We start from the raw sequence: 12,768 nt of genomic DNA on the forward strand, positions 1-12,768 counted from the left end.
CGAGGAGCAGTCGACTGACAGTCGACTCTACCGCGCGCAGCGCGGGGCTTTGGGTGCCCGGCGAGGAGCACTCGACTGACAGTCGACTCTACCGCGCGCAGCGCGGGGCTTTTGGTGTCCGGCGAGGAGCAGTCGACTGACAGTCGACTCTACCCATGGCGGCTCCGCTATCATCGCTGCATGAAGTCTGATGCTCATCCGCGCCCGATCCGGCCGTTGCCGGAAATCCTGATCAACCAGATCGCCGCCGGCGAAGTGGTCGAACGCCCTGCGTCGGTTGTGAAGGAGCTGGTCGAGAACGCCATCGATGCCGGCGCCAGCCGCGTCGACATCGATCTGGAAGAGGGCGGCGTGCGCCTGATCCGCATCCGCGACAACGGCAGCGGCATCGCGCCGGAACAGTTGCCGCTGGCGGTATCGCGGCACGCCACCAGCAAGATCGCCGATCTGGACGATCTGGAATCGGTGGCCACGCTGGGCTTCCGCGGCGAAGCACTGCCGTCCATCGCCTCGGTCAGCCGCTTCACCCTGGCCTCGCGCCGCGCGCATGACGAACACGGTTCGGCGCTGCAGATCGAAGGCGGCAAGATCGGTGAAGTGACGCCGCGCGCGCATGCGCCGGGCACCACGGTGGAAGTGCGCGAGCTGTTCTACAACGTGCCGGCACGGCGCAAGTTCCTGCGCGCCGAGCGCACCGAGCTGGGCCATATCGAAGAATGGCTGCGTTCGCTGGCGCTGGCACGGCCCGATGTCGAGCTGCGCGTGTCGCACAACGGCAAGGCATCGCGGCGCTACAAGCCCGGTGATCTGTACTCCGATGCGCGGTTGGCGGAAACGCTGGGCGAGGATTTCGCCACCCAGGCGGTGCGCGTGGACCACAGCGGTGCCGGCCTGCGCCTGCACGGCTGGATCGCCCAGCCGCATTATTCGCGGGCCAGCGCCGACCAGCAGTATCTGTACGTGAACGGCCGTTCGGTGCGCGACCGCAGCGTGGCGCATGCGGTGAAGATGGCCTATGGCGATGTCCTGTATCACGGCCGCCAGCCGGCGTATGTGCTGTTCCTGGAACTGGACCCGACCCGGGTGGACGTGAACGTGCATCCGGCCAAGCATGAAGTGCGCTTCCGGGATTCGCGGCTGGTGCACGATTTCGTCTATCGCACGCTGAAGGATGCGCTGGCCGATACCCGCGCCGGCGTGTCCGCGCAGGAGATCGGTGCTGGTGCGGCCCACCCCGTGGACGCCGCGGGTGCGCCGGTGCCGTCCACTGCCGGCGCGTCGGGCTTTGGCCTGGTGCGCGGCCCCGCGCCCGGTTCGGGCGGCGGCGGTGGTGGTTTCTCCGGCTGGCGCCCGCAGCAGCCGCTGGGCCTGCAGGTGGCCGATGCGCCGGCCGCCTACGCGGCGCTGTATGCCAGCGCCGGTGCCGGTGAACGCAGCGGCGCGCCGCCGCCAATGCCGAGCGAGAACGGCCTGCCGGTAACCAGCGCCGATGCCGGCGTGCCGCCGCTGGGTTACGCCATCGCCCAGCTGCACGGCATCTACATCCTGGCCGAGAACGCCGAAGGCCTGATCGTGGTGGACATGCATGCCGCCCACGAGCGCATCGGCTACGAACGGCTGAAGAATGCGCACGATGGCATCGGCCTGCAGTCGCAGCCGTTGCTGGTGCCGATTACCCTGGCCGTGGGCGAGCGCGAGGCCGATACCGCTGAAACCGAAGCGGAAACGCTGGCCGCGCTGGGGTTTGAAGTGACCCGTGCCGGCCCGGGCGCGCTGCATGTGCGCAGCGTTCCGGCACTGCTGGCCAATGCCGAGCCGGAGGGCCTGCTGCGCGACGTGCTGACCGATCTGCGTGAGCACGGCCAGAGCCGGCGCATTGCCAGTGCGCGTGACGAACTGCTGTCGACCATGGCCTGCCACGGCGCGGTGCGCGCCAACCGTCGCCTGACCGTGCCGGAAATGAACGCCTTGCTGCGCGACATGGAGATCACCGAGCGGTCCGGCCAGTGCAACCACGGTCGGCCGACCTGGGCCCGTTTTTCGCTGGCGGAGATCGACCGCTGGTTCCTGCGCGGCCGCTGAGCCGCGCTACCTGGAGGGGAGCATCGATGCGTTACTGGGGAGCGGGCGGCCTGCTGGTCGCCCTGACGCTGGCAGCCTGCAGTCCGGCCCCTGCGCCGGGGCCGGCACAGACCGAAGATCCGGCCTTCGCCGCGCAACAGCAGCAGTGGCGGGTGCAGCGCTACCAGGATCTGGTGCGGCCCGATGGCTGGACCGCGCTGGTGGGCCTGCACTGGCTGCAGAACAAATCGCACTTCATCGGTAGCGGTGCCACCAGTGGCATCCGCCTGGCGGTGGGCCCGGCCAAGCTGGGCCTGCTGCGCCGTGAAGGCAGCCAATGGTGGTTCACCCCCGAAGCCGGCACCGACGTGACCCACGAGGGGCAGCGGGTGCGGGGCCGGATCCGCATGGACACCGACAAGGACGCGCAGCCCACGCTGCTGGCCTTCGATGGCGGCAAGGGCCAGTTGAGCCTGATCCGCCGTGGCCCGCGTGACGCGCTGCGGGTGAAGCACGCCGATGCGGCGGCCCGGCGCGATTTCGCCGGCCTGCAGTACTGGCCGGGCGGTACCCAGTGGCAGGTGCCGGCGCGGTTCATCGCCCACCCGGCGGGCAAGACCCTGCCCATCGTCGACATCACCGGCCTGACCACCGACATGCCCAATGCAGGGGCGGTGGAGTTCGAGCGTGATGGACGGCAATGGCGCCTGGAAGCCGTCGGTGAACCTGGCCAGCCCCTGTTCCTGATCTTCGCCGACCGCACCAGTGGCCATGGCAGCTATCCGGCCGGTCGCTACCTGGACACCGCCGCGCCGGCCGCGGACGGCAGCCTGACCCTGGACTTCAACCACGCTTATAACCCGCCCTGTGCCTTCACCGCCTTTGCGACCTGTCCGCTGTCGCCGCCGGAAAACCGGATGGACCTGCGCGTGGATGCGGGCGAGAAGGCGTACCACCTGCCCCCGGGAGAGGGCTGACCATGTCGATCAGAACCCTGCTGCGAAGTGCTGCACTGTTGCTGGCCTGTGCCGTTGCGCCCCTGGCGGCCGCGCGCGGTGCGCCTGCCGAGAGTGGCGCCAGCAAGCCGCCGGTACCGCTGCTGTGGAAGGTGACCGGCGCCGGTGATGCGCGCCTGTACCTGCTCGGCTCGTTCCACCTGCTCACCGCGCAGGACTATCCGTTGTCGGCCGATGTCGAAAAGGCCTTCGACGCCTCGCAGCGCGTGGTGTTTGAACTGTCACCGGAAGACATGCAGTCGCCGCAGCTGGCCAGCCGCATGGTGCAGGCTGCCACCCGCACCGACGGCAGCGAGCTCAAGCGTGACCTGGACGAGGCGACCTGGCAGAAGCTGCAGGCGTTTGCGGCCAGCAACAACCTGCCGCTGGCGCAGTTGCAGGGCATGAAGGCCTGGTTCGTGGGCCTGACCATTTCGGTCGGGCAGATGCAGAAGATGGGCCTGGACCCGGCGCTGGGCCTGGACCGCCATTTCATGGAGCGCGCGCAGAAGACCGGGCGCAGGACCGCGGGCCTGGAAGACATCGATACCCAGATCAGCATGCTGGACGGCATGAGCGCCACCGAACAGCGGCAGATGCTGGCCGAGTCGCTGGACGAGGTGGCCAAGGGCGATGCGCAGGCACGCCAGCTGCACGATGCCTGGCGCCGCGGTGATGAGCGCCTGCTGTGGAACAAGATGGCCATGGAGATGCGCCAGCAGTACCCGCAGCTCTACCAGCGCATCAACACCGGCCGCAACGACGCTTGGGTGCCCAAGCTGGTGCCGTACCTGCAGGCCGGGCAGGGTGGCACCTTGGTGGTGGTGGGCGGGCTGCACCTGCTGGGCAGCGATGGCGTGGTGGAAAAGCTGAAGGCCAAGGGCTACAAGGTCGAGCGCGTGTGCACGGGGTGCAAGCGGTAGATCCACGCCGCGCGTGGATGCCGCGGCAACGACGGCCGCAACAAAAAACGGCGCGCCAGGGGCGCGCCGTTTTCGTTGCAGCCGATGGCCGGGCTCAGCGGCGGGTCTTGCCGCCGGTGCCGGTGCTGGCACCGCCCTCGTTCGGCTTGCTGCCAGTGCCGGTACCGGTACCGGTACCGGTACCGCCCGGGCGCGGGCCGCCGAAGCCGGCGCCCATGTTGCGCTGGAATTCCTGCCACAGCTCCAGGTTGCGTTCGGTCAGCTGGTTCATCATCGCCCACGGGGTCTGCCCCAGCAGATTGCCCATCTGCTGGCGGAACTGCTGCTGCTGGTCAAGGAAGACCTGCATGCTGCGTTCCAGGTAGTTGCCCATGAAGCCCTGTAGCGAATCGCCATAGAAGCGGATCAGCTGGCTCAGCAGCTGGGTGGACAGCATCGGTTCGCCGTCCTGCTCCTGGTCGGCAATGATCTGCAGCAGCACCGAGCGGGTCAGGTCGTCGCCGCTCTTGGCGTCGCGGACCTCGAAATCCTCGCCATCCAGGATCAGCTGGCGCACGTCTTCGATGGTGATGTAGCTGGAAATCTCGGTGTCGTACAGACGACGATTCGGATACTTCTTGATGATGCGGGTCGCAGCCATGAAGCGGTACTCGTCACAGTAGATGTGCAGCATGGCGCAGTGCACAAGCCTTGGCAACCGCCCCAGCCCCCGCCGGGCTTGGCTTTGCACGCCCATCATGTTGCGCAGCAAGGGTTTGCGTGCTGCGCAGCATGGGCGCGCCGCGACCGCCCCGGAGCGGCGCGGCCGCCCGGGTTGCGCGGCTTACCAGCCCATGTGGTGGCCGCCGTTGATGTCCAGGTTGCTGCCGGTGATCCAGGCCGCCTCGTCGGCCACCAGGAACGACACGCCATAGGCGATTTCCTCCGGCTTGCCCAGGCGCCCGGTGGGAATGTCGGCAATGATCTTGGCGCGCACCTCTTCGGGCACGGCCATCACCATGTCGGTGGCCACGTAGCCCGGCGAAATGGTGTTGACGGTGATGCCGAAGCCGGCGTTCTCGCGCGCCAGCGAGATGGTGAAGCCGTGCATGCCGGCCTTGGCCGCGGCGTAGTTGGCCTGACCATACTGGCCCTTCAGGCCGTTGATCGAACTGATCTGGATGACCCGGCCCCAGCCGCGGCGGCGCATGCCTTCGATCACCGGGCGGGTGACGTTGAACACCGAATTGAGGTTGGTGTTGATCACATCGTGCCACTGCTCGGCGCGCATGCGATGGAAGGTGGTGTCGCGGGTGATGCCGGCGTTGTTGACCAGGATCTCGACCGGGCCCAGTTCGGCTTCCACCGCGCGCACCATGGCCTCGGCGCTGGCCGGGTCGGAGACATCGCCGGGGAAGATCGACACGTTGTAGCCGCGCGCGGTCATGGCCTGCTGCCAGGCACGGGCCTTGGCTTCGTCGCGGTAGTTGGTGGCGACCCGGTGGCCCTGGTCGGCCAGGCGTTGGCAGATGGCGGTACCGATGCCGCCGGTTCCGCCGGTGACCAGTGCGACGCGAGATGTCATGGAATGCTGTCCGGGTTTCAGGTGGGGGAAAGGGGATTCTGCAACATCGGCGCGGAAAGTGCGCCGTCGGCCAGCAGGATGTCCTGCCGTGGCAGGCGCGCCGGATCGAAGGCGTGCCGGGCGGCCCGCAGCAGCGCGGGCAGGTCTTCGCAGTCGTCCAGCGCCGTCGGCGGCTGCCCCAGCAGGGCCCACAGCTGGCGCAGTACCGGCAGCGGCCGCGCGCTGTCCACCGGCAGGGCGGCCAGCGATTTGGACAGCTTGTGGCCCGGCGCATCCAGCAGCAGCGGCAGGTGCCAGTAGCGCGGCACGGCCAGGCCCAGGGCCTGCTGCAGCAGGATCTGGCGCGCGGTGGAATCGAGCAGGTCGGCGCCGCGCACCACCTCGGTCACGCCCTGCGCGGCATCGTCCACCACCACCGCCAGCTGGTAGGCCCAGCAGCCATCGGCGCGGCGCAGCACGAAATCGCCGACCTCGGCGTGCACGTCCTGCTGCTGCGGGCCGCGCAGGCCATCAACGAAGTGGACCATGCTGCCCGGCGGCACCCGGAAGCGGACGGCCGGGTCCGGTCGCGGCGTGCGGGCCACGCAGCGGTGGTGGATGCCGCCGCTGGCCGCCAGGTCGCTGCGGCTGCAGTGGCAGACGAAGGCCAGGTCGCTGGCCAGCAGCCCGTCCAGCGCGGCCTGGTAGACGGCGTTGCGCTCGCTCTGCCAGAGCACCGGGCCATCGTGGGCCAGGCCGAAATCGGCGAGGGTGCGCAGCTGCGCCTGCGCGGCACCGGGCACGGTGCGTGGTGGGTCCACGTCTTCAATGCGCAGCCGCCACAGGCCGCCGGCGTGGCGCGCGAGCAGCCAACTGCCGAAGGCGGCAAGCAGGGAACCGGGGTGCAGCAGGCCGGTGGGCGAGGGCGCAAAGCGGCCGCAGGGAATGGGGGAGGTCATGCTGGCTGAATCGTCGGTCAGGTTGGCGCTTGAATTCAAGCTGACTGCACCGCAAATTGGCAGATATCGACCCCTTCCGAGCCGGAATTTCCCATGTTTACCCGCATCGCACTCTTTCTAGCCACGAACTTTGCCGTGCTTATCCTGGCCAGCATCGTGATGTCGCTGCTGGGGGTCAATCCCAGCCAGATGAGCGGCCTGCTGGTGATGGCCGCGATCTTCGGCTTCGGCGGCTCCTTCATTTCGCTGCTGCTGTCCAAGTGGATGGCCAAGCGTTCCACCGGCGCGGTGGTGATCACCGAGCCGCGCAACCCGACCGAGCGCTGGCTGCTGGCCACCGTTGAACGCCAGGCCAAGGCCGCCGGCATCGGCATGCCGGAAGTGGCCGTGTATGACGGCCCGGAAATCAATGCGTTCGCCACCGGTGCCAACCGCAACAACGCGCTGGTGGCCGTGTCCACCGGCCTGCTGCACAACATGAGCGAAGACGAGGCCGAGGCCGTGCTGGGCCACGAGATCGCCCACGTGGCCAACGGTGACATGATCACCATGGCGCTGCTGCAGGGCGTGCTGAACACGTTCGTGATCGTGCTGGCCCGCGTGGTGGGTGGCGTGATCGACAGCGCGCTGTCGGGCAACCGCGAAGGCGGCGGCCGTGGCTTTGCGTACTACATCATCGTGTTCGTGCTGGAGATGGTGTTCGGCCTGTTCGCCACCATGATCTCGATGTGGTTCTCGCGCCATCGCGAATTCCGTGCCGACGCTGGTGGTGCATCGCTGGCCGGTCGCCAGAAGATGATTGCTGCGCTGGAGCGCCTGCAGTTGAACCACGGCCAGAGCACGCTGCCCAGCCAGATCGCCGCCTTCGGCATTGCTGGCTCGACCGCCAAGAAGCTGTTCATGAGCCACCCGCCGCTGGAAGAGCGCATTGCCGCGCTGCGGGCTTCGACGGTGGCGTAAGCCTCGGCTTTCAATGTAGTGCAGGAACGCCTGGCCTCGCGCCGGGCGTTTTGTTTGCGGTGATGCATGCGTCAGTAATGCCGGGTCATGCCCGGCGGATCATTTCCGTGCCCGCGGAGAGGTGTCACTTTCTTTGCTCGTGCAAAGAAAGTAACCAAAGAAACACGCCGCCATCCGCGAGCCGCCGTGCTGCGCACGACGGTTCCCTGCGCTCCTCGGTGACCCATGGGACGGCGCGGAACTCGCTGCGCTCAGACACCCGCGCCTCTTCGCCCCTGGTTCCCCTGCGGTGCTCGGCTCGCTGCAAGGCGGACCCACGTCAAGGTCAAAAGCCACAGCCGCCCGTACCGGGCAGCGTGGAGAACCGTGATATGTCGCAGTCTACGCAAACAAAAACGGCACCCTCCCGGGTGCCGTTTCGATGCGCCGCTGCGATGCGACGCTCAGAACTTCGCGTCGAACTCGGCGGCGTAGGCGGTGTTTACCAGCACCTTCTGCAGGGCTTCGGCTACCTTCAGGTTGCCGGCCACGATCTGGTGGGTGTCCGGGCCGCGGTTGTCCATGCGGCCCAGGGTGGCGCCCTTGAAGTCGCACACCTTGCCGCCGGCTTCGCGCACCAGCAGCAGGCCAGCGGCCACGTCCCAGGCCTTCACGCCGGCTTCGAAGTAGGCATCGGCGCGGCCGCAGGCCACGTAGGCCAGGTCCAGCGCGGCCGAGCCGGTGCGGCGCACGTCTTCGGCATGCACCAGCAGCGCGTCCAGGGCCTTCAGCTGTGCGCTGGCGCGGCTGCGCTCACGCGGCGCGAAGCCGGTGTGGATCATGGTGCCTTCCAGGTCCTTGCGGTCGGCCACGCGGATGCGACGGTCGTTGAGCACGGCACCGGCACCGCGGCTGGCGGTGAACAGTTCATTGCGCAGCGGGTCGAAGATCACCGCGTCGGTCGGTTCGCCGTTTTCCACCAGGGCGATGGACACGCAGTAGTGCGGCACGCCGCGCAGGTAGTTGCTGGTGCCATCGAGCGGGTCGATGACCCACATCTGGCGACGCTCGCCCTGCACGCCACCTTCTTCACCGAAGATGCCGTAGTCGGGGTAGGCGCGCTTGAGTTCCTTGACGATCACCTTTTCCGCATCGGCATCGACTTCGCTGGCGTAGTCCATGCGGCCCTTCTGCACCACATTCAGCGCCTCGAGCTTGTTGATGTTGCGCAACAGGACGTTGCCGGCGAGGCGGGCGGCCTTGACCATGACGGTGACGGCGGGTTTCTGCATGGCGTGGGCTCCCGGAAAGGCAGAAGAGAAGGGCTGGCGGGGGAAAAGAGCGGGTCCGGCGCAGTGGCCGGCCGCACAGTTTACCATTGGTCTTCGTCCAGCTCGACCTTTTCCCTGTTCATGTCCCAGTTTCCCGCCGCCACCCGCATCCGTTTCGTCCTTGTAGGCACCCAGCACCCCGGCAACATGGGGGCCGCCGCGCGTGCCCTGAAGACCATGGGCCTGGCCCGGCTGGTGCTGGTCGCCCCCGAAAAGCCGCTGGACGAGGAGGCCTTCCGCCGCTCGGCCGGTGCCGAAGACGTGCTGGGCGACGCGCCCGTGGTGCCCACCCTGGCCGAGGCCGTTGCCGACTGCACCCTGGTGCTGGGCTGCACGGCCCGCGCGCGCCGGGTGCAGCTGGAAGAGTTCCTGCCGGTCGATGCCGCCGCCCGTGCGGTGCACAAGGCCGGGCAGGGCGCCGAGGTGGCGCTGGTGTTCGGCCGCGAGCGCACCGGCCTGACCAACGAAGAACTGCAGCTGTGCCACGCCGCTGTGCATATTCCGTCCGACCCGGCGTTCAGTTCGCTCAACCTGGCCGCGGCGGTGCAGGTGCTGGCCTATGAAACGCGCATGCGCCTGCTGGGCCAGCAGCCGGTGGTGCAGGCTGAAGAAGGCCTGCGCAAACAGGCGGCCAGCCATGAACAGCTGGAGAGCTTCTTCGGCCAGCTCGGGCAGACCCTGGACGAGATCGATTTCCATAAAGGGCGGGCGCCCGAATCGGCCATGCGCAAGCTGCGCCGCCTGTTCCTGCGTGCCGAGCCCAGCGAGCAGGAAGTGCGCCTGTTGCGCGGCATTCTGGCCGACGCCCAGCGCATGGCCCGGCTGGCGCAGCCGAAGGATTCGCAGGGCTGACGAAGTTCTCATTTTTTCAGGTAGTCTGTCGCGATTACCTGGGGGATGAAACGTGGTGTCGGGTCTGCGGAAGGCAATGCAGAGGGGACTGCTGAGCCTGGCCTGGGTGTTGCTGGCCGGGATGGCGCATGCTGCGCCGGCGCCCGACCCGGTGCTGGTGCTGGGGCGGATCAGCGACAACCCGAAGGCGCATTACGAACAGCTGCAACCGTTGCTGGACTACGTGGTGGCCCGCATGCACGACGTGGGCATCCGCGAAGGGCGCATCTTGATGGCGCGCGATCCGCAGCAGATGGCCAGCTATCTGCGCCGCGGTCGGGTCGACTGGGTCACGGAAACGGCCGGGACCGCGGTGGCGCTGGGCCTGCGCAGCGGGGCTCAACCGCTGCTGCTGACCGAGCGCAGCGGCGTGCGCGAGTACCACACGGTGTTCTTCGTGCGCCGCGACAGTGCGCTGCAGCGTGTGGAAGACCTGCGCGGGCATCGCCTGGCCCTGCAGAACACCGCGTCCACCAGCGCCTACCTGGTGCCGGTGATGACCCTGCTTGAGCGTGGCGTGACGCCGCAGATCCTGGCCGGTAACTGGGATGTGCCCGGCCCGGACGCGGTGGGCTATGTGTTTGCCCGCAGCGAACTGAACGTGGCCACCTTCGTGCACAAGGGGCTGGCCGACGGCGGTGCGGTCAGCAGCGTGGACTGGGATGATGAGGCGCGGGTGCCGGCAGCGTTCCGCCGCGACTTCCGCGTGCTGCTGCGCACCGAGCCTTACCCGCGCGCGGTGGAAGTGGTGCGTGGCGACCTGGACCCGCGGGTGCGCGAGCGGCTGCAGCAGGTGCTGCTGCAGGCGGCCTCCGATCCACGTGCGCAGGTGGCATTGCAGCGTTTTTTTGGTACTTCCGGGTTCCACCGCGTCGATGCGCATGCGCAGCAGCGGCTGGACGAATTGAAACAAGGGTTGACGCGCGTGCGGATGGAAGTTGAATGAAATGGCTCGGCTCCGGGATGCAGGCCCGATTCCTGCTCGCCATGGGCGGGGCAATGCTGGTGGTGATCGCGATCCTGGCCGTGCTGCTGGGGCGCCAGGCATCGATGCAGAGCGAGGTGAAGAGCCTCAGCGGCGGGGTGATCCACGAGCTGTTCGATCGCAGCGTGCGCAGCCGCGGCGAGGCGCTGGCGCGTGAATTGTCTGATTCACTGGCCAACCCGCTGTACTACAACGACCTGGACCAGGTTGGTGCGCTGGTGCGCGGTACGGCGCGGCAGCCGGTGGTGCGCTATGTACTGGTGTTCGACGAGCGCGGGCGCCTGGTGCATGACGGCTCGCTGGACGTGGCCGGCTTCGGCCGCGAAATGGACGACCCGCTGGCCCGTGGCGCGGTAAAGGCACAGACCCTGGTGGTGCAGCAGTCGCCCACCGTGCTGGACAACGCCATGCCGATCACCGTGGGCAAGCAGCGTATCGGCGGTGTGCGCGTGGGCATGGCCCTGGACGAGGTGCACGCGCGCGAAGTGGCCGCCAACGCGACCTTGGGGCAGCGCCTGCAGCAGGTCGGCAGCCGCCACCTGGGCTGGCTGCTGCTGATGCTGGGCCTGCTTGTGGTGATCGGCGTGGTGGTCATCCTGTACGTGCAGCGCACCCTGGTGACACCGATCCGTGAGCTGGCCGCCGCAGCACGCCGCATCGAGGCGGGCGATTACCAGGCGCCGCTGGCCGAGAACACCCGCGACGATGAAGTGGGTGAGCTGGTGCGCGGCTTTGCGCGCATGCGCGATGCCATTGCCCGCCATGACCGCGAAGTGCGGCACATGGCCTATACCGATGCGCTGACCGGGCTGACCAACCGCCTGGCCTTCCGCGAAGCGCTGGACCACCGCCTGATGGCGGCGCGCGCGTCCGGGCATCGCCTGGGGCTGCTGTTTGCCGACATCGATGACTTCAAGCGGGTGAACGACACCCTGGGCCATGAGGCCGGTGACGAGGCGCTGCTGCAGTTCGCCCAGCGCATTTCCAGCGCGGTGGCCGAAGCCGGCGGTGACGAAGCCTTGCTGGCGCGGTTCGGTGGCGACGAGTTCGTGATCCTGGTCGGCGACGGTGATGTGGCGGCCAATGCCCGCCTGCTGGCCGAAGTGCTGGTGCGCGAGCTGGGCAAGCCGCTGGTGGTGCAGGGCCGCGAGCTGTTCCTGGGCACCTCCATCGGCGTGACCCTGTTCCCAGACGATGCCGCCGATGCCACCACGCTGCTGAAGAACGGCGACATCGCCATGTACCAGGCCAAGATGGCCGGCAAGAACTGCTTCCGCTACTACAGCCGGGCCATGGACCATGCGGTCGAACGCCGCGTGCACATGGAACAGGAACTGCGCGGCGCCTGGGAGCGCGGCGAACTGCGCCTGGCCTACCAGCCGATCTTCCGCATGCGCGACCGCCGCCTGGTGGGCGTGGAAGTGCTGTTGCGCTGGCAGCATCCCACGCTGGGCACCATTCCGCCGTCGGTGTTCATTGAAGTGGCCGAGCAGAGCGGGCTGATCGAGATCATCGGACCGAAGGTGCTGCGCGCCGCGTGCATGGAGGCCTCGCAGTGGCCGCGTGGCGCCGCCGGCGATGAGCTGTTCGTGTCGGTGAACGTGTCGCCGCGCCAGCTGCGCGGTGGTGAACTGCCCGCCCTGGTGGCGCAGTGCCTGCACGAATCCGGCCTGCCCGCTTCACGCCTGCACCTGGAGCTGACCGAAACGGCGGTGATCGGCGATGAAATGGTTGCCGCACAGCTGCTGGACAAGCTGCACCGCACCGGCGTGAAGGTGTGGCTGGACGACTTCGGCACCGGCTTCTCCGGTCTCAGCCACCTGCGCCAGGTGCCGGTGGATGGCGTGAAGATCGACAAGAGCTTCGTGGCCGACATGCAGCGCGACCCGGATGACCTGGCCCTGACCACGGCCATCATCGCCATGGCCCATGCACTGGGCATCACCGTGGTGGCCGAGGGCATCGAGCAGGAAGCGCAGTTCGAGCTGCTGGCCCAGCGCGGCTGCGACCTGGGCCAGGGTTACCGCTTGAGCCACCCGGTGACCGCCACCGAAGTGGTGCGGATGATCGAGTCGGGGTTGTAAACGCCTATCCACGCATGGCGCGGATCTACCGCCGGGTGTACCACGCGTTGATTCAGT

11 protein-coding genes are annotated in these 12,768 nt (G+C 68.1%); 7 read left to right on the top strand and 4 right to left on the bottom strand.

Going from position 1 to position 12,768, the window contains the following annotated elements; translation table 11 throughout:
- The first annotated feature begins 180 nt into the window (after positions 1–180).
- The 3 genes from mutL to IAE58_RS18240 are packed head-to-tail and all read left to right on the top strand — an operon-like array spanning position 181 to position 3,979.
- Positions 181–2,082 carry a DNA mismatch repair endonuclease MutL gene (gene mutL, locus IAE58_RS18230; protein ID WP_199934523.1) on the top strand — a complete coding sequence of 634 codons (1,902 nt, stop codon included), beginning with the start codon at positions 181–183 and terminating at the stop codon, positions 2,080–2,082.
- Positions 2,083–2,108: 26 nt separating this feature from the next.
- The gene (locus IAE58_RS18235; protein ID WP_199934522.1) at positions 2,109–3,038 is read left to right on the top strand and encodes a DUF1684 domain-containing protein; all 930 of its coding nucleotides are present in this window, start codon (positions 2,109–2,111) and stop codon (positions 3,036–3,038) included.
- Between the two features lie 2 nt (positions 3,039–3,040).
- Positions 3,041–3,979: a TraB/GumN family protein gene (locus tag IAE58_RS18240; protein WP_199934521.1), complete on the top strand. Its 939-nt coding sequence runs from the start codon at positions 3,041–3,043 to the stop codon at positions 3,977–3,979.
- Between the two features lie 94 nt (positions 3,980–4,073).
- Here IAE58_RS18240 and phaR read toward each other — a convergent pair whose 3' ends face one another.
- The 3 genes from phaR to gluQRS all read right to left on the bottom strand — a co-directional run bounded on the left by phaR (position 4,074) and on the right by gluQRS (position 6,481).
- Positions 4,074–4,619, bottom strand: a complete 546-nt coding sequence (gene phaR / locus IAE58_RS18245) for a polyhydroxyalkanoate synthesis repressor PhaR (protein ID WP_199934525.1) — start codon at positions 4,617–4,619, stop codon at positions 4,074–4,076.
- A 183-nt stretch (positions 4,620–4,802) separates the two neighbouring features.
- Positions 4,803–5,543 carry a beta-ketoacyl-ACP reductase gene (locus tag IAE58_RS18250; protein ID WP_108753644.1) on the bottom strand — a complete coding sequence of 247 codons (741 nt, stop codon included), beginning with the start codon at positions 5,541–5,543 and terminating at the stop codon, positions 4,803–4,805.
- A 17-nt stretch (positions 5,544–5,560) separates the two neighbouring features.
- On the bottom strand, positions 5,561–6,481 hold the full coding sequence (gene gluQRS / locus IAE58_RS18255; protein ID WP_199934524.1) for a tRNA glutamyl-Q(34) synthetase GluQRS: 921 nt from the start codon (positions 6,479–6,481) through the stop codon (positions 5,561–5,563).
- Positions 6,482–6,574: 93 nt separating this feature from the next.
- Here gluQRS and htpX point away from each other — a divergent pair, with 93 nt between their 5' ends.
- Positions 6,575–7,441: a protease HtpX gene (gene htpX, locus IAE58_RS18260; protein ID WP_108750152.1), complete on the top strand. Its 867-nt coding sequence runs from the start codon at positions 6,575–6,577 to the stop codon at positions 7,439–7,441.
- Positions 7,442–7,884: 443 nt separating this feature from the next.
- On the opposite strand, the gene IAE58_RS18265 is transcribed toward htpX, so the two are convergent.
- Positions 7,885–8,712, bottom strand: coding sequence for an inositol monophosphatase family protein (locus IAE58_RS18265; RefSeq protein WP_108753642.1), 828 nt, complete (start codon positions 8,710–8,712; stop codon positions 7,885–7,887).
- Between the two features lie 120 nt (positions 8,713–8,832).
- Between IAE58_RS18265 and IAE58_RS18270 the strand changes: the two genes are divergently transcribed.
- The 3 genes from IAE58_RS18270 to IAE58_RS18280 all read left to right on the top strand — a co-directional run bounded on the left by IAE58_RS18270 (position 8,833) and on the right by IAE58_RS18280 (position 12,711).
- Complete coding sequence (locus IAE58_RS18270) at positions 8,833–9,603, top strand: RNA methyltransferase (protein WP_199934520.1); 771 nt, start codon at positions 8,833–8,835, stop codon at positions 9,601–9,603.
- Positions 9,604–9,679: 76 nt separating this feature from the next.
- Positions 9,680–10,588: a phosphate/phosphite/phosphonate ABC transporter substrate-binding protein gene (locus tag IAE58_RS18275; protein ID WP_199934519.1), complete on the top strand. Its 909-nt coding sequence runs from the start codon at positions 9,680–9,682 to the stop codon at positions 10,586–10,588.
- On the top strand, positions 10,585–12,711 hold the full coding sequence (locus IAE58_RS18280; RefSeq protein ID WP_199934518.1) for an EAL domain-containing protein: 2,127 nt from the start codon (positions 10,585–10,587) through the stop codon (positions 12,709–12,711). Before IAE58_RS18275 ends, IAE58_RS18280 begins: the two co-directional genes overlap by 4 nt.
- Positions 12,712–12,768: the final 57 nt, after the last annotated feature.

The organism is Stenotrophomonas sp. S49, from assembly GCF_016624905.1.
Taxonomy (GTDB): Bacteria; Pseudomonadota; Gammaproteobacteria; order Xanthomonadales; family Xanthomonadaceae; genus Stenotrophomonas.